The following is a 17,137-nucleotide window of genomic DNA, read 5'->3' as shown; positions in this document are numbered from 1 at the left end:
TTTATACTCCCCCTTCTGCAAAAGGAGCATAAGTTTCTCTACAGCTTCCATTTTTTATTACATTGCTACCTTTTATATGGAATTCACCTTCTATTGAGACTCCATTTTCTGTATTTCCTTTAGTCATTAATATTTGGCTTTGAGCACTTATGTTTATGCTGTTTCGTGTTCTTATTACTATTTCTCCACCTGCGTTTAAATTTAATCCAGTTGGACTTGTAAGAGTTACTCCACTTTCATCTTCAAAATTTATACTTAATGGTTCCTTACTTCCACCTTTTATATTTAAGGCTCCTGGAAGCATTGCTATTTCACTCCCATGCTCTGTTTGAAAGTATCTATTGGTTGTATCAGATGTTTGTCCACAAGTGTCTCCATTTTTTCTTATGCAACCTGCAATAATTGGTTCATCATTGCCTTCACTTTGAAAATAAAGCCTTGCAATTTCTCCAATAATAAGTACACTAAAAATCCTCCTCATCTTTAATTATAGAAGTTAGGAGGATTTTATTTTTATTATATATTTTTAATATTTTTTTATATATTCTTCCCAAGTATCTGGATAAGTCTTTTTAATATCTTTGAGGGTGTATTGGTTAATTTTACTATCATAATAATTTACACCTTGTCTATCAAATTCATAAACAATTTCCATTTTAATCTTATATTTTTCTGAATCTAATTTATATGTCCAATACCTTAATATATCTACCGGATAAAATTTATCATTAGGATTATCACTTGGCATTGTAACATTTTCTGCTCTATAATAAGGTTCATTTACTTTTGCTTTTTTCTCTACAATTAAATAGTATGCATATTCCATACCTTCCAGTGTAGCACTTGGTCCACCTATTCCCAACGCTGTAATTGCTACTGTATTTCCACTTTTAGTTTTGTAGTTAATATCAGCTCCTGCTTCTACCAAAGCTTTTGTTTTCTCAATTCCACATCCAATTGATTTCATTAATGGACTTGTACCTTTCTCTATAATATCATGATCTCTTCCAACATAATTCTTATTTGGATCTGCACCATAACTTAGTAGAAGTTTTACATATTTAGGATCATTTTTAGCATCGTTATCTATCCAAGAAAAACCTGCGGCTTGAAAAAGTGGAGTTTCTCCCTCACTTGTTGATGCTATATTGGGGTCTGCACCACATTTTAATAATGTCTCTGCTGATTTATACTTTTCCATACCTACTGCCCATAATAACAAAGTAGCACCATATTTAGGGTCTTGATAATTCAATAATTCTTCATTATCTTTTACTATTTTTTCTATAGTTTTAGTTTTTTCATCTCTTACAGCTAGTGCTAATTTCCATGCTGGAGTATCTCTATAAATATTTATATTAATAATTTTATATTCACCATTATTACTTTTACTAGCAATATAATCAATTATATTATTTATTATGTATGTTGATCCACCATTAACCCAGTAACACGAACATATTATTGAAGCGAAAATTAATATTACTACAATAAATTTTTTATCCATACCTTATTTCTCCTTCGCATTGATAATATAATCCTTTATCTTAAGAACTGTTGTACCTTAGGGCTGTTAAATGCTTCATTTAAATTTTCACCTAATTCTTTAATTTTATTATCTACTGTCCTTGATATAATCACCTTTTCATTCGAATTATATTGCTTTATTGATTCTTTTACTGCTAGAACTTTTCCTTCAATAGATGCTCCACTTAAAAGTGAATTATATAATCTTGTTTGCCATACCTCATTTTTTCTGCATAATTTATATGTTATAGATTATTTCTTCTTTATTCCTATAAGCTTCATACTCTCTAACATATAACTCTTTCTGCTTAAAATAAACTTCAGATCCAATTACTTTCAAATTAAATAAAGATAATACAGTCTATTATTTGTATTATCTTCATTTTACTTCAATTATTGTTCATCTTTTACTGGTTCTATACTCAATAAGATATTGGTATTAGGTAAGTATTTTATCCTTACTTTCTTAACATTATCAAATTTTGCTTTAAACTTATTAAACTCTCTTTTTTCTATTATATTTCTTTCTGCTTGAAATTTAAAATCTATAGTTTCTATATATATTGTTGTTGATGAATATTTTCCAGTTATCACTTTTTCATAAATATTATTTAATTCTTGTACATCTTCACAATAAGTATCATTAATAACATAATCTAAATCCTTATAACATCTATAAGATCCACTATATTTTATAAGTTTATAACTAATACCACATATACAACATACTATAATTATTAAACTTATTACCCTTTTGTAACTTTTACACTTAAAAAAATAAATTAATTCATTAATTATTAACCCAAGTAAAAAGAATAATATACCTGGCATACTTATTAAATAAAATATAAAATCTCTATAAAACTCTCCATACATATTTGTTTTTATGAGTATTCTGCTAAAAAGATTCATAATTCCCCACATAGATAAATATGTTAAAACTATTATCTTAATCCATTTTTCCAGAATTCCCCCCGATGTTTCATTAGATACTTTTTTACTTTTATCTCTCATGATTTACCTTCCTATTCATCATCTTTCATTTTCTTTTGAAATTGGTCTAAAGTATCTGATCTAAGAAAAGACTTCAGTTTAGGACCTGTCACTGGATCTTTAAATGCTTCATCTGTTTTTTCTATTATAGTTCGTGTGTTTACATTTTCATTTACAAAATCCATCCAATTTTCAGTCCATTTTGGTTCTTTTCCAGATAATTGTACTACTGCTGGTACTGTATTAATTATTCCTCTTACATATCCAAGTGTGCACGCATCTGCAGCTGCTCCAACTTCAGCAATTTTCTTATATTTTTCATAATTATCAGGATCATATTCAGCAATAGCCTCCAAATCATCTTTATATGGTTCCATTGAATTTTCATATTCCATTATTGGAGTTATTGCAGTACCAATGAGCCCTGCCTTTCCTCCTATAGTTCCAAATTTTTTTAATCCTCCCTTAGATAACTTGACAGCATTTGATTCTACTGATGTTGTTGGCATAAAAAAATCATCTGCTGCATTAACTATTCTTGTCCATAATGAATCACTAGTTTTAACCTTTACATTTGTTGCTACTGCAGAACTTTTGTTAACTATTGTAATTGCATCATTAAACTTTGTCATAAAATCAAAGCCTAATTTTTTTTCTTCATTACTATCTGTTTCTGCACTTGATGAACCTAAACCAAATGAAAATATATGAGCCCCAACCAATAATTTAAATTTCTCTTCTAAAAACTCTTCAATATCATCAATGTCAAGTTCTCCATCTTCATCAACCTTTACAACTCCAAGTGCAGCAATAGCTCCAAAAAGAGCCGATCCAATCGCTCCCACAGCTGCTCCCATAGCACTTTTTACTAAATTTCCAGCACTAAAGTTCATTTTATACTCCCCCTTCTGCAAAAGGAGCATAAGTTTCTCTACAGCTTCCATTTTTTATTACATTGCTACCTTTTATATGGAATTCGCCTTCTATTGAGACTCCATTCTCTGTATTTCCTTTAGTCATTAATATTTGGCTTTGTGCACTTATATTTATATTGTTTCGTGTCCTTATTACTATTTCTCCACCTGCATTTAAATTTAATCCAGTTGGACTTGTAAGAGTTACCCCTGTTTCATCTTCAAAATTTATACTTAATGGTTCTTTGCTTCCACCTTTTATATTTAAGGCTCCTTGAAGCATTGCTATCTCACTTCCATGCTCTGTTTGAAAATATCTATTTATTGTGTCAGATGTGCCTTCGCATGTATCTCCATTTTTTCTTATGCAACCTGTAACAACTGGTTCATCATTACATCCACTTGGGAAATATAGTCTTACACTTTCTCCAACTAAAGGCATTGCATACATTATATTTGTTGTTGGAGGTGCATATCTAAACCAAAAAGCTTCACCTTCACTTTGATTTTCGTCTATATTTAAATGAAGCTTTACTAAATCTTCTTTTACTGCTAGAACTTTTCCTTCAATAGATGCTCCACCCAAAAGTAAATTATATAATTTTGTTTGCCATACACCATTTTTTCTACATAATTTATATTTATAGATTATTTCCTCCTTATTTCTATAAGCTTCATACTCTCTAACATACAATTCTTTCTGCTTAAAATAAATTTCAGAACCAATTACTTTCAAATTAAATAAAGATAATACAGTTTATTATTTGTATTATCTTTATTTTACTTCATATAGTATTTACAGTTTATTGAATACTTTATAAATCATTTGATTTTTTAAAGTACATTCTCAATATTAACTTACATAGTAAAGAATTTCTATTTTTTATCACTTACTCCGGTAAAGTGAACATAACATTAAGAGGATCTTTATTATTAAAAAATTCATAATATAATTTTTTAATCTCTTCTGAATCCCATTCTATATCACTCATTAATAACGCTCCTAAATGTTCTAAAATTTTACCTTCTTTTTTAGTAATTATTTTTCTTTCAACAAGATAATTAGTGCTTCCTGATGTTTTCCATCCCCAATCTGCAATTGCTGCTAAAAGAGATGAACATGAAAATGATATACAATTAATATATTCATATTTTGAACATAATGGATGTACTATTAATAAAAATGTTGAGACTACACTTGAGCGATAGCTTATTTTTTTTGCCAACTCAACTTCTGTATACATTTCCTTAGCCTCTTTGGGTACTATTTCCCATTCATCACTTATATTCATAAATATTTGAACAGCTTGTTTTTTATTCAGTTTTTTAACTATTTTATTAAATAGCTTATCTTTATTAACACCTAAAATTATAAAAGCAATTAAACAATTTTTAGCGTCTTCAATACTAGTAGCATTTTGTGATAAAAGATGTACATATTCATCTAAAAGTTCTTCATTATTATCATATAAAAGTTCTTCATTATTATCATAGTGATAACATAGTACTTCTACTATAATTTCAATAAGAGATGCCCTAGTTGTAATGTCTTTAACAACTGGTATTATGTTAATAAGTTTAAGTATTGAATTCCCCTCTACATATTCAAAATCAGCATATTTTTTTAATACCATTAAGCTTCCTAAAAAAATACTATCATTTTCTTGGCAATAACTATTTATTGTAAAGTTTATTAATTCTTCAGTGATATTATCCTTCATTATAAATCCTCCTCTAATTAGTGTTGTTGTATAACTTTCCATTCTATTCCATTCGATACTTCTCTATAAATAAGTCTCATTATATTATTTACATTATTTGTATCACTTAGATCAAGTGAAGTCCAACCTTCAAAATTATCTCCTCCTGTATTACTTAAATTTTCAAGTTGATGTTCTCTATATTTTGACAATCGTGATGCTGCCACAGTATCTCCTTTTCTTCGAGCCATAAGATCATCAAGATGTTGATTTGCAATTCTTTTTTCTTCCCTAGTAAGTCTTTGTGTTAATCTAATATTTTTATTAGCAGTTTTACTTCGTGGAATTTTTTCATTAAGTGAGCCTCTTGGATTTTCAATTTTCGCATGTTCAGTACCTAATAATTTTTTTGGTGGAATAGTTTCTCCCAAAGCAAAACCTTTCCCCGGTAAAATTGGCATGATTTGTATTGTTAACTCTGGTCCCTTAGGTTCATCAGTATAAACAAGACCATATCTATACGATTTACTGCTTAATATTGTTCCATCATCAAAGACAATATCCTCACAAGAAGGAAGTTCAATTCCATTAAACGTAGAAGGAGGGCATTCTTGCAACTCATAAACATAAGTATATCCACCTGATTTATATGTTATTTGTTCAGGTAAACTTGATACTTGATTTGATAAATACACTTTATGCCCCATATCAAAACCCCAAATATTGCAATTGATATATTCATTTGCCTCTTGTAATGTATAAAGATTTTTTCCAGTATTAATTGTTCCTTCATCTAATACTTCACTTTTTCTATCTATACTATTTGAGCCTGAACCACTAGAACCAAACATTCCTATAAAAGCCCCAACCAACAATTTAAATACATCTTGTAACAGTTCTTCAGCTTCTTCATCATCAATCTCACCATCTTCACAAGCATTTGCAAATTCAGCTGTAACTCCAAGAACTGCTTCTGCTACTCCAACTATTGCGCCAGCAATCCCCCCAAGAATTCCTCCTCCTTTAGCTACTGGTGATAATTTATTAACTACTGCATTTGCTACCTTTGCAACTGCTCCTACAACACCTTTTACTAAATTTCCAATACTAAAGTCCATTTTATACTCCCCCTTCTGCAAAAGGAGCATAAGCTTCTCTACAGCTTCCATTTTTTATTACATTATTACCTTTTATATGGAATTCGCCTTCTATTGATACTCCATTTTCTGTATTTCCTTTAGTCATTAATATTTGGCTTTGAGCACTTATGTTTATGTTGTTTCGTGTCCTTATTACTATTTCTCCACCTGCATTTAAATTTAATCCAGTTGGACTTGTAAGAGTTACCCCTGTTTCATCTTCAAAATTTATACTTAATGGTTCTTTGCTTCCACCTTTTATATTTAAGGCTCCTGGAAGCATTGCTATCTCACTTCCATGCTCTGTTTGAAAATATCTATTTATTGTGTCAGATGTGCCTTCGCATGTATCTCCATTTTTTCTTACGCAGCCTGTAACAATTGGTTCTTCATTACCTCCACTTGAGAAATATAGTCTTACACTTTCTCCAATACTAGGCATTGCATACATTATATTTGTTGTTAGAGGTGCATATTTAAACCAAAAAGCTTCACCTTCATTTTGATTTTCGTCTATATTTAAATGAAGCTTTACTAACTCTTCTTTTACTGCTAGAACTTTTCCTTCAATAGATGCTCCACCCAAAAATGAATTATATAATTTTGTTTGCCATATCCCATTTTTTCTGCATAATTTATATTTATAAATTATTTCCTCTTTATTTCTATACGCTTCATACTCTCTAACATATAATTCTTTTTGCTTAAAATAAATTTCAGAACCAATTTCAAGCATATCTCGCATTTTTATTTTATAGTAAAAATAATCAGTGTCATGATAAACTTCATCTCCACCAGCTTCATGAAATCTTTTTAGATCTTTGAAAGCCTCATAGTTCATATTATCATTTAATTTATAACTACGCTCACTTGGTATTCCAAAATTAAACATATAATTCAAATTTATTATATCACAATATAATTCTGATTTTAACTCACTTGCAATTCTCTTTAAAAAGTTCCAATCTGTTTCCTTATATTGAAATAAAGGCTTATCTATTTTTTGTCCTTTCCCTATATTTTGAGTAAAAGTGTAACCTGAATAATCTTTTAATATTTCATTTATAAGAGCATCATAAGTCATATCAATATTTTGAAAAGATCTGCTCCTTTTCTTTATATCTAATTTAAAACTTGATGTAAATCCATATATTTCTATAATAAATTCCATCAACTTTAAGTTGGATTACTTAACGAGTTTTCCTGGCTTATCAGCTTACGCATCTATACTCTCTTTATATATGTTAACTGCTAAAAAATAATGAACCAGCCTACTTAACTTTCAGCTAGTTCATTTCATCTTTTCACTACATTATTAATATTATGCAGTTAGCTAATATTCACATTTTATTTAGCTTATTCAATTCTTATGGTATTTATTTTTTCAATTAACTTTTTCATTATTATGCATTCACTAACTCTAAGAAAAAATAACCTACTAATTATTTACAACATCTACAATATAATGCATTTCATACTCATAATTATCATCATATCCAATTTCACAATCAAATGTATTTCCCCATCCATCATTTTCTGAGACTTTTGAAAATTTTATTTTATCAATACTTGGTAAATCTATATTATTTTTATTTAGTAAATTTACTATATTCTTAACATGTTTCAATGTTATATCATTTTCAAAATTCTTATATAAATTTGCTCTTCCAACGCTTAAAACTTCTAAAAATACGCTTGTTAAAAGATTTTGTTTTTCTTCAGTAATGTCCTTATAATATTTAAAATTATGAGAAAGAGTATTATTATCTAAACATTCTGGCAATAATATTATTACTTTCATTTCCCATAATTCCAATTTAGAGAAACTTGTAAATTCTAACAAATTCAATACAAATGTATCCAGGCCACTTACTAGTTGAAATTTATTAATTACTTTAAGCAAACAATCTACTGAAAATACAAACCTTCCTCTTATAGATATATTATTAAAATCTAAGCTTTCCATTTTCTCACCATCTTTCTACTTTTCTTTAAATGAAATACTATTGGTCAAATTATACTTATCATATCTTAAATTGATAAAATCACTTTGTCTTAGTTTTTCATTCCTCATATAATCATTTAAATCAGGACAATCTATTTTACTTTTTTCTAACTCCTTTTCAATGCTTAGTATATCTTCTACTGCACTTTTATATGAATATCTTGTATATAAATTAGTTAAACTAATTTTTAATATCTTATCAATAATATTAGCTATACTCTGTTTCTTTTCTTCATTAATATTGTTTAATTCATATCTTTCAATATTTTTTAAATTACGTTTAATGCTATAAATATCTTCTTCCCAACAATCAATATCTTTTTTTGTAAAACCCCAAAAAATTTCTATGCATGCAACTAATTTTTTACTCTTTATATTCCACTCTAGACATAATTTCTCTAGACATGCTATACTGTATGCTACCTCTTCTAACATATTTAAATCTTTAAAATCCTCTTTTTTATGCATTTGTTCCTCCTACTAATAATTTATTCTTGGCATTATTCCATTTTTTATATTATTTAGCACTTAATACATCTTTTACTTATATGGTTCTGCTTGTTGAAGATACCACTGTGTTCCTTTAGTTGTTATTTCACAATTATTACATCTCATTTCAAACATTTGTTTACCTACATTGTAAGAAGCACCCATTAAATCTGATTTGTTTGCTCCTTTTATAAGAGCTTCATTTACAGCTCTTATATCTCCGCAATTTAAAACATTCCAAAACTCTTCTTCTGATATCTCTTTAGAAATAGTAGTTAAATATTTCCTATCAGAGTTCGATAGATATCCTTTGTTAGCATTTGCAAGAACATCTTCATTTAGCTCTATACCTTTTTTATTAGCTAATTCTCTAAATCCACTTATAACATCTTCATGAATATATGTTGACTTTCCTCTTGACTGTACATCATTTAAGAATTTATTCATATTTGACTTTCCACTAAGTCCTGTATAACTATCACTAATTTTTTGATTATGCACATCCCATACTTTAGACGTCATGCTTACACCATCAAGTTCATCTGGATTATTTTTTATCCAATCTTTAAGTTCTTGCTTTAAGTTAATATAGTTATTTAAATCTTCTGAACTAATCTTTCCAAATTTATTTCTTAAATATTCTCCTCTACTAATTTCAGAATTACTTATCCCTTTATTTACAACTCCAAGCTCTTCTTTTACTCCAAATCCACCTTTTGAAGACATAGTACTTTTAGTCCCCTTAATTCCAAAAATAGCTGATGCTGTTCCAAAACTATTTAACCAATGTTCTTTTGATAAAGGATCTTTTGGATTAAATGTTTCCTTTACCATATCTACACTTCCAGAACTAATCCAATTAGACAAATCATAAGCAGAATCAAATGCTTTTTCTGATCTTTCTGCATTTGATTTTAGAGTTTCCCTAACAACATCAGGTACTCCACAACCCAACCAATTAGCAAAATCATATCCTGAATTAAAAGCTTTTTGTCCTCTACTATCCGCTTCACTCCAAAAATCATGACCTATTTCTTTTATAGAATTCCATGATTTGCTAACCGCTGCACCAACTGAATCAAAAATGGTGGATTTTTCTTCTGCTGAATTACACTCTGATGAACCAGAATCAAATGGAAATATAAAAGCTCCAACCAATAATTTAAATGCTTCTTCGAGCAGTTCTTCCTCATCTTCATCAATCTCACCATCTTCAAAGACATCTGCAATTGTTGCCATAGCTCCAAGTGCAGTCATTCCTCCCGCATCTTGTGAACCCTTTCCAGAAACTGCAGATACTATAGATTTCACTGCACTGACTACTGCATTTGCTACTGCTGCTACTGCTCCAACAACAGCACTTACTACACTATTAAAAAATGACATCTTATACCCCTCCTTCTGCAAAAGGAGCATAAGATTCTCTACTGCTTCCGTTTTTTATTACGTTATTTGCTCTAATATGAAATTCGCCTTCTATTGAGACTCCATTTTCTGTATTTCCTTTTGTCATGAGTATTTGACTTTGTGCACTTATATTTATGTTATTTTTGGTGCTTATTACTATTTCTCCACCTGCATTTAAATTTAATCCAGTTGGACTTGTAAGAGTTACTCCACTTTCATCTTCAAAATTTATACTTAATGGTTCTTTACTTCCACCATTTATATTTAATGCTCCTGGAAGTATTGCTATTTCACTTCCATATTCTGTTTGAAAGTATCTATTGGTTGTATCAGATGTTTGTCCACAAGTGTCTCCATTTGTTCTTATACAACCTGTAATAATTGGTTCATCATTACCTTCACTTGGAAAATAAAGTCTTACACTTTCTCCAATGCTAGGCATTGCATACATTATGTTTACTGATGGTGGGGCATATCTAAACCAAAAAGCTTCTTCTTCACTTTGATTTTCGTCTATATTTAAATGAATCTTTACTAACTCTTCTTTTACTGCTAGAACTTTTCCTTCAATAGATGCTCCACCTAAAAGTGAATTATATAATTTTGTTTGCCATACACCATTTTTTCTACATAATTTATATTTATAGATTATTTCCTCCTTATTTCTATAAGCTTTATACTCTCTAACATATAATTCTTTCTGCTTAAAATAAATTTCAGAACCAATTTCAAGAATATCTCGCGTCTTTATTTCATAATAAAAATAATCTGTATCGTGATATCCTGAATTATATCCACCTGCTTCATGAAATCTTTTTAAATTTTTTAAAGCCTCATAATTCATATTATCATTTAATTTATAACTATGCTCACTTGGTATTCCAAAATTAAACATATAATTCAAATTTATTATATCACAATATAATTCTGATTTTAACTCACTTGCAATCCTCTTAAAAAAATTCCAATCTGTTTCCTTATATTGAAATAATGGCTTATCTATTTTTTGTCCTTTCCCTATATTTTGAGTAAAAGTATACCCTGAATAATCTTTTAATATTTCATTTATAAGATCATCATAAGTCATATCAACATTTTGAAAAGATCTGCTCTTCTCCTTTATATCTAATTTAAAGCTTGAAGTTAGAGCTTGAATCTCTAAATAATATATTCCATTTACATTGGTTGTCCTAATATTTTGCACTATTCCATTAAATAATCTTTTACTATTTCTTTCATTAACTTCATTTATATTTATTGTGTTTTCACCACTGCTTGTACTTTTATTCTCATTATCTATATCTTCCATTTCTTCATAAACACATATTTCATCTTCTGTGGAAGCTTTTATAGTAGAATTAAAATTTATACTGTCATCTATTAAACATTTCAAATATAAATATCCATGTTCATTAGGTTTATTTTCAATTTTTATATCTACTATTTTCATTAGCTCATATGGCGATTTTACCCTTAATCTATTAATTTCTCCCATATACTTTTCCCCTTAAGTTTTATAATTTTTTACTATTGTCCATCTGTAACAAATTTTATTATTCCTCCATATGCACATATCAATGTTGAATCCGTAGTCAATGCTGGTTCTCCATCAACTAAAGTGTCTTCTTTAGTATTCATCCACTCTTTTAATATCTTTACTTTGCACTTTTTTCCCGTTACTGTACCGCCCTTTTCTTTTGTTAAAGTAACATTTTCACTTGAAGGACAGCTCCCTTTACATACTCCGAAACAACTTATGTTTTTACCTACCACATTGTCACTTTCATTCATCATTGGATTTCCATTTGAATATGTTCCATGACTTGTAGGCAGATTTATTCTTTTTTTATGGCTTCCTTTATTACATTTCATTTTAGCTCCCCTAACTACATAAGCAGTACCATTTGCCATTTTCATCATCTCCTATTTTTTAATTAAGACTATGTTTTTTAAATGTTGATATTCTAGTATAATGGCGAAATGGCATTGGAATTTGCTTTTTAGAACTCTCAATGAAGATTTGTACAATTAATTGCTTGTCAGCAATCTTTGATTGGGAGCATGCATTAATTGGACTAAGCTTTATTTTTAGAGTTCTTAAATTAAATTCCTCTGTCCATGAGCTTTATACTAGAATATGAACAATGTTTTAAAAGATAGATTTTAATCATCAATTTCTAATCTTTCTAAACACATTCCTTTAAATTCCCTTCTAAGCAAACTTTCAGCAACATCTAATCTTATTACCACCAAGGTTTTTGAGCTTTCTTTTATCTTAAAAATCTTTTTATTTCTAATTTTTTCTTTATCTAATATAATTTTTTTTACTACAGTTTTATTTAAATTTAATTCTGCTTTTTCACTTAAACATTCTATTTCTTCAAATATTGGCATATAATAATTTTCTTGTCTTTCATGAGGTAAATCTATTAAAGGAATGGTTTTAAATAAAATTTCTGAATCATACTTTTCAATTATTTTTTTCATTTCTTTTGAAATAAGAAATAGATTTCTATCTAAGATATCTAAGAACTCAGTTTCATCATTGCACTTGACATTTAAAATAACAATATCATCAATTTTATGAGCATTTAATAAATTAATATTTCTAACATCAATATTATTAAATACATCCATCAACATTGGTGCATTGGTATACTCTTCATCCTGCTTTAATAAAAAATAATCCATCCTTTTCCTTTCCATGCTTATATAAAATTAATAAATTCTAATACTTTGCTATATTTAAAACAGTATTGATATTGTAGTATAATAAACTGGCATTTAAATTTGTTTTTATCAACGTGTCTTTTGAGAATACACTGCAATTGCATTATCCTTATATTCTCCAGCCATAATAACTATATCTTCTGTCTTTTTCATTTTCTTATATGATAAACATTCTAAAAAACTTTGCAGCATATCTCTAATTACATTTAGAGCTAAACTATGATATATATTTGCCTCTCTCAATTTTATAAATTGTATATCTTTTTCTTTAATAGTTCTTCCATATTCTTTTTTCTTCTCTGAAAGTTCTTTCATATGATTAAACAAAGGTTCATAAACAAAATCTAAATCTATATTTATTGAACATTCCTCTTTATCTAAAAACCACTTTTCATCATAAAAATCAATTCTCCATTGTCCTTTATTTTCAAGAATCTTTGTTCTAAGCATTGAAAAATAAATATATCTTATTTCTCCTTTTTGCTCTTTTTCCTGAAGTAAAATAGCTTCTGTACATATAGAATTAAATTTTGAGCTCAAATTCTTCTTAATACTCTCTCTGTCAGTTTTATATTTTTCTATTATTTTTTCAAATTCAGTAATATATCTATTGTGTACATACTTTTCTTCAAATTCTTTTAATACTTTTTCCTTATCAATTTGTATTATCATTTCTTTAACACCTATAATTTTTCCTAAGACACATGAACGAAAATAACATGTCCAAAATAGACTAGCATATTGACTTATTATTTTTTGAATGTGCCTAACTTTGGATATTTACCTTTCCACCACTCATTACTACATCATCTTGTATTGTCATATTTGCTCCTGCTTGAGTTAAATTGATTCCTGCATCACCCTGTATTGTTACTTTTCCGCCTCCACTTATAGATACATCTCCTCCAGCGCTCATAACTATACTTTTATCACTGTTTACTTCTATTCCTCCATCATCAGTAAGCCTCATAAGTAAATTTCCATTTCCTATTATTTCAACTGCTCCAGGACTCATAACAATTTCTTTTCCATATTTAGTGCCAATACTCTTTCGTGAAGGATCGCTACGTTTAGAAGAATTACTTGATTGTAGGTTAACTGAACTTATAGCATAGGCATTGCTTTCAACATTATCTGGAAAATATAATCTTATTGCATCTCCAACTTCAGGCATACAATACCATCCAGTTCCATCTGGTGATGAAAATATAGTGGAGTATTCAAACCATTTTGAACCTTCACATTGTGTTGGACTTCCATCAATCTCTAAAGAAACCTTAACTTTATCTTTTTCTGTATCTGTAACTCTTCCTTGAAGGGAAATTCCAACTATTTTGTTATTATAAATTTTTCTTACCTTCATTCCATTTTCATCTCTTAAAATATACTTATTTGAAATTACACCATTTATAAGTTCTAATTCTGTTCTATATATATAAAGACTTCTTCCTTTAAAATTAACTAAATTATATAACTTCATTACTATATTAGTTACTACTTCATAACTTATTAAATTAATATCATTTAAATCATCAATATCATTTTCTGATTTAAGTCTGTATTCTTGTAGACCTTTCTTTATTGAATAATTAAATTCATCAAGTTCGTATAATGTTGAACATCCTGAATTCCCCATGAAATATTTTATTCCTGATAAAGTGCATTCAGGAACTAATGGAACATTAAAATGCGATGCTAATCTTTTTAGAAGTTCCCAATCTGTTTCTCTATATTGAACTATTAATTTATCAATTTTAGTTTGATTAGTAATATAATTTAATATTTGTACATCATTGTAATCACTAATAATTTCACTAAAAACATTTTTATAAGTATAATTTTCATTTTGGAATGTTCTATTCTTTTTCTTTATATCAAGTAAAAATGTCTTACTTAATGCTTCTATTTTTAATGTTCTTGCATAATTACTTGCATTAATACCGATATTAGTAACAATTCCTTCAAATACATTAATTACAGTACCATTATTATCTTTTAATGATATCTTAATACTTGATTCAGCATCTGCTGTTTCAACATACTTATCAGCACTTTCATCATCAATTATTCCACTTATATAAAGCTTCGCATGTTCATTTAATTCTCTAATAATCTTTAATTTCGTTATTTTTTGAAACCTATATGGTTCTATTAAAATATCTCCTTGAGTATACGTATATCCATTACACATTAAAATCCATCCCCCTTATCTTATTTTATTATTCTTATAGTTTTAATAACTTGAAAAGCAATCTCTCTCCACTCTTTACATTCATTATATATACAGCTAAATGTTCCCATTAATGTTTTTCCTTCAAACTCAAGAAAAAACATTATGTTATATAATGAATCATCAATAGCATAGCTTTTAAATTCAAAGAATCCAATATTTTTACAATCAACCTCTAATACTCCATCTTCATAAAATACATTAGCTGGATTAGTTTTTCTTATAATAACCTTCATTCCATTTTTTAATTTTTCAACATTTTCTTCTTCTAATGGACTATTAATCTTTTTTAACGTTATACATATATTTCCTTTTTCATTACATTTAATTATTTCTGGTCTACTTTCAGATGGATATTTAAGTTTTCTTGCTGCCAGTGACATATCAGTAAAATCTTTTGGAATATATATCTTTAACTTTTCATCAAAGAATTCACTTTCTTCAAATTCATAGTATCTCTTTCCGATTTTTACTGGCCCATTTGTGATATCTTTTCTAAGTTCCCTTTCTTCTGTTGCATTGATAAAATCTAATATCTTTTCATCTACTCTTTCATCCATATTTCTCATCCTCCCCTTAATCTATCAATATCTTTTTAAATCTTCCTCTTTTATGATTATTACTTGTTCCTGAATCCTCCCTTTGTTTTTTTAATACCTCTAAAAGATATAAATACAATTCCTCATTTGAATAATCCTTTTCTTGAATATTTAGCTTATATGATAGGTAGCTTTTTATTATATCTTTTTCAATTGCATCCTTATTTTGAATGCACATAGTAGCAAAAGTTATGTCCCATGCTTCATTAATATTGCACTTTATTAGTTCCTTGCCAAACATTCTTAAAATAATTGGTGATAAACCTTTTGTGCTTTTAGTGGCATGAGGAACATTAATTAAATTTACAGTGTCATACTCCGTTGATAAATCTTCAAAACCAGTATAATTTACTCTTAAATGTGCTCCCTCTCTAAGTTGAAATCTACATAGTTCCATTTCATTTTCCTTTAATTCAAGTTCATCATCAAAATAAATTTCACTGCAATTTTCTATACAATCCTTTTCTATTACCTGCTTCAAAAATCTTACCTTTAATATAGTAAGTTTATTGTTACATTCATATTTTATTTTTGTATCCTCTTTTAAAATATAGATCACTTCATCATATTTAATTATCCCTTTTCTTATCATCAAAAAATCATCTACTACATCTATTGAGCATCCAAAGATTACTCCATCACAATACTCCTTAAGCATTATGTCAATAAATGTTCTTGGATAATCCCTAAGCTCATTAAGCATATCTATTTTTAAAAGTCTACCACTCTCAAATAGTGGATACCTATTTTCAAACACCAAACCACCTTCTTTCAATGTTTCTTTATCTCACTCTTTATAGCAACGTGTATATCTGTTTTAAGCATGTATTGATATATCTAAGTTAATTGTTAAATCAGAAATGAAAGGTATCTTTTGTGTAGTGTTACATTAAAAAAGTTTTTGGTTAGTGTTTCTTCATTATAAGTTGTTCCAAATATGCTTGTTCAAAGTTTATCTTTGAAGCTAGCATTTTGGGTATAACTTGTAATGTTAGATACACCCAATAAACTTTTAAGTAACCGAATAAAAGTATAGCTTTCATTTCGCTTTGACCATTTTACTTATGCATATATCAACACCGTATTAAAATATTTTTAATAGGTGTGATACTCTAAGCTAATTGTTAAATTAGAAATGAAAGGTATCTTTTGTGTAGTGTTACATTAAAAAAGTTTTTGGTTAGTGGTTCTTCATTATAAGTTGTTCCAAATGTGCTTGTTCAAAGTTCATCTTTGAAGCTAGCATTTTGGGTACAACTTGTAATGTTAGATATACCCAATAAACTTTTCAGTAACCGAGCAAATGTATTCCTTTCATTTATCTCATCCTTTATAATAACGTCTATGTCTGTTTTAAGCATGTGTTGATATATGTAATAGGTAAAGTGGCATTGTAATTGGACT

18 protein-coding genes are annotated in these 17,137 nt (G+C 28.2%); all 18 read right to left on the bottom strand.

Annotated features, from left to right (window positions below):
* Nucleotide 1: 1 nt before the first annotated feature.
* The 18 genes from NG918_RS05835 to NG918_RS05750 all read right to left on the bottom strand — a co-directional run bounded on the left by NG918_RS05835 (nucleotide 2) and on the right by NG918_RS05750 (nucleotide 16,490).
* Nucleotides 2-481, bottom strand: coding sequence for a hypothetical protein (locus NG918_RS05835; RefSeq protein WP_252225232.1), 480 nt, complete (start codon nucleotides 479-481; stop codon nucleotides 2-4).
* 45 nt (nucleotides 482-526) lie between these two features.
* Nucleotides 527-1,507 (bottom strand): ankyrin repeat domain-containing protein, encoded by a 981-nt coding sequence (locus NG918_RS05830; protein WP_252225229.1) that lies wholly within the window; start codon nucleotides 1,505-1,507, stop codon nucleotides 527-529.
* Between the two features lie 413 nt (nucleotides 1,508-1,920).
* Entirely contained in the window at nucleotides 1,921-2,541 is a 621-nt protein-coding gene (locus NG918_RS05825) for a hypothetical protein (RefSeq protein WP_252225227.1), read from the bottom strand.
* An 11-nt stretch (nucleotides 2,542-2,552) separates the two neighbouring features.
* Nucleotides 2,553-3,413, bottom strand: a complete 861-nt coding sequence (locus NG918_RS05820) for a hypothetical protein (protein ID WP_252225225.1) — start codon at nucleotides 3,411-3,413, stop codon at nucleotides 2,553-2,555.
* 1 nt (nucleotide 3,414) lies between these two features.
* Nucleotides 3,415-4,128 (bottom strand): hypothetical protein, encoded by a 714-nt coding sequence (locus tag NG918_RS05815; protein WP_353735860.1) that lies wholly within the window; start codon nucleotides 4,126-4,128, stop codon nucleotides 3,415-3,417.
* Nucleotides 4,129-4,324: 196 nt separating this feature from the next.
* Nucleotides 4,325-5,155: a hypothetical protein gene (locus NG918_RS05810; protein ID WP_252225223.1), complete on the bottom strand. Its 831-nt coding sequence runs from the start codon at nucleotides 5,153-5,155 to the stop codon at nucleotides 4,325-4,327.
* Nucleotides 5,156-5,172: 17 nt separating this feature from the next.
* The gene (locus tag NG918_RS05805; protein WP_252225221.1) at nucleotides 5,173-6,252 is read right to left on the bottom strand and encodes a hypothetical protein; all 1,080 of its coding nucleotides are present in this window, start codon (nucleotides 6,250-6,252) and stop codon (nucleotides 5,173-5,175) included.
* A 1-nt stretch (nucleotide 6,253) separates the two neighbouring features.
* Complete coding sequence (locus tag NG918_RS05800) at nucleotides 6,254-7,444, bottom strand: late control protein D (protein ID WP_252225219.1); 1,191 nt, start codon at nucleotides 7,442-7,444, stop codon at nucleotides 6,254-6,256.
* 267 nt (nucleotides 7,445-7,711) lie between these two features.
* Nucleotides 7,712-8,239 (bottom strand): hypothetical protein, encoded by a 528-nt coding sequence (locus tag NG918_RS05795; RefSeq protein ID WP_105176496.1) that lies wholly within the window; start codon nucleotides 8,237-8,239, stop codon nucleotides 7,712-7,714.
* Between the two features lie 15 nt (nucleotides 8,240-8,254).
* Entirely contained in the window at nucleotides 8,255-8,746 is a 492-nt protein-coding gene (locus tag NG918_RS05790; protein WP_105176495.1) for a hypothetical protein, read from the bottom strand.
* A gap of 72 nt (nucleotides 8,747-8,818) precedes the next feature.
* Nucleotides 8,819-10,153, bottom strand: a complete 1,335-nt coding sequence (locus NG918_RS05785; RefSeq protein ID WP_252225217.1) for a hypothetical protein — start codon at nucleotides 10,151-10,153, stop codon at nucleotides 8,819-8,821.
* Between the two features lies 1 nt (nucleotide 10,154).
* On the bottom strand, nucleotides 10,155-11,669 hold the full coding sequence (locus NG918_RS05780; RefSeq protein WP_252225215.1) for a contractile injection system protein, VgrG/Pvc8 family: 1,515 nt from the start codon (nucleotides 11,667-11,669) through the stop codon (nucleotides 10,155-10,157).
* Between the two features lie 32 nt (nucleotides 11,670-11,701).
* Nucleotides 11,702-12,085 carry a DUF4280 domain-containing protein gene (locus tag NG918_RS05775; RefSeq protein ID WP_252225213.1) on the bottom strand — a complete coding sequence of 128 codons (384 nt, stop codon included), beginning with the start codon at nucleotides 12,083-12,085 and terminating at the stop codon, nucleotides 11,702-11,704.
* Nucleotides 12,086-12,337: 252 nt separating this feature from the next.
* The gene (locus tag NG918_RS05770) at nucleotides 12,338-12,865 is read right to left on the bottom strand and encodes a hypothetical protein (RefSeq protein ID WP_252225211.1); all 528 of its coding nucleotides are present in this window, start codon (nucleotides 12,863-12,865) and stop codon (nucleotides 12,338-12,340) included.
* A gap of 108 nt (nucleotides 12,866-12,973) precedes the next feature.
* Nucleotides 12,974-13,576 carry a hypothetical protein gene (locus tag NG918_RS05765; RefSeq protein ID WP_252225209.1) on the bottom strand — a complete coding sequence of 201 codons (603 nt, stop codon included), beginning with the start codon at nucleotides 13,574-13,576 and terminating at the stop codon, nucleotides 12,974-12,976.
* Between the two features lie 94 nt (nucleotides 13,577-13,670).
* On the bottom strand, nucleotides 13,671-15,095 hold the full coding sequence (locus tag NG918_RS05760; protein WP_105176489.1) for a phage tail protein: 1,425 nt from the start codon (nucleotides 15,093-15,095) through the stop codon (nucleotides 13,671-13,673).
* 20 nt (nucleotides 15,096-15,115) lie between these two features.
* Nucleotides 15,116-15,694, bottom strand: coding sequence for a hypothetical protein (locus NG918_RS05755; RefSeq protein WP_252225206.1), 579 nt, complete (start codon nucleotides 15,692-15,694; stop codon nucleotides 15,116-15,118).
* Between the two features lie 16 nt (nucleotides 15,695-15,710).
* Nucleotides 15,711-16,490, bottom strand: coding sequence for a hypothetical protein (locus tag NG918_RS05750; protein ID WP_252225204.1), 780 nt, complete (start codon nucleotides 16,488-16,490; stop codon nucleotides 15,711-15,713).
* Between the last annotated feature and the right edge of the window lie 647 nt (nucleotides 16,491-17,137).

The sequence above is a fragment of the Clostridium sp. ZBS2 genome, assembly GCF_023845855.1.
GTDB classification, from domain to species: Bacteria; Bacillota; Clostridia; order Clostridiales; family Clostridiaceae; genus Clostridium; species Clostridium aquiflavi.
This window is presented reverse-complemented; position numbering and strand designations above follow the sequence as displayed.

Excerpts from the sequence above, each read along its gene's own strand:
- NG918_RS05835 (WP_252225232.1), bottom strand. The coding sequence starts at position 481 with ATGAGGAGGATTTTTAGTGTACTTATTATTGGAGAAATTGCAAGGCTT.
- NG918_RS05830 (WP_252225229.1), bottom strand. The coding sequence starts at position 1,507 with ATGGATAAAAAATTTATTGTAGTAATATTAATTTTCGCTTCAATAATA.
- NG918_RS05825 (WP_252225227.1), bottom strand. The coding sequence starts at position 2,541 with ATGAGAGATAAAAGTAAAAAAGTATCTAATGAAACATCGGGGGGAATT.
- NG918_RS05820 (WP_252225225.1), bottom strand. The coding sequence starts at position 3,413 with ATGAACTTTAGTGCTGGAAATTTAGTAAAAAGTGCTATGGGAGCAGCT.
- NG918_RS05810 (WP_252225223.1), bottom strand. The coding sequence starts at position 5,155 with ATGAAGGATAATATCACTGAAGAATTAATAAACTTTACAATAAATAGT.
- NG918_RS05805 (WP_252225221.1), bottom strand. The coding sequence starts at position 6,252 with ATGGACTTTAGTATTGGAAATTTAGTAAAAGGTGTTGTAGGAGCAGTT.
- NG918_RS05800 (WP_252225219.1), bottom strand. The coding sequence starts at position 7,444 with ATGGAATTTATTATAGAAATATATGGATTTACATCAAGTTTTAAATTA.
- NG918_RS05795 (WP_105176496.1), bottom strand. The coding sequence starts at position 8,239 with ATGGAAAGCTTAGATTTTAATAATATATCTATAAGAGGAAGGTTTGTA.
- NG918_RS05790 (WP_105176495.1), bottom strand. The coding sequence starts at position 8,746 with ATGCATAAAAAAGAGGATTTTAAAGATTTAAATATGTTAGAAGAGGTA.
- NG918_RS05785 (WP_252225217.1), bottom strand. The coding sequence starts at position 10,153 with ATGTCATTTTTTAATAGTGTAGTAAGTGCTGTTGTTGGAGCAGTAGCA.
- NG918_RS05780 (WP_252225215.1), bottom strand. The coding sequence starts at position 11,669 with ATGGGAGAAATTAATAGATTAAGGGTAAAATCGCCATATGAGCTAATG.
- NG918_RS05775 (WP_252225213.1), bottom strand. The coding sequence starts at position 12,085 with ATGGCAAATGGTACTGCTTATGTAGTTAGGGGAGCTAAAATGAAATGT.
- NG918_RS05770 (WP_252225211.1), bottom strand. The coding sequence starts at position 12,865 with ATGGATTATTTTTTATTAAAGCAGGATGAAGAGTATACCAATGCACCA.
- NG918_RS05765 (WP_252225209.1), bottom strand. The coding sequence starts at position 13,576 with ATGATAATACAAATTGATAAGGAAAAAGTATTAAAAGAATTTGAAGAA.
- NG918_RS05760 (WP_105176489.1), bottom strand. The coding sequence starts at position 15,095 with ATGTGTAATGGATATACGTATACTCAAGGAGATATTTTAATAGAACCA.
- NG918_RS05755 (WP_252225206.1), bottom strand. The coding sequence starts at position 15,694 with ATGGATGAAAGAGTAGATGAAAAGATATTAGATTTTATCAATGCAACA.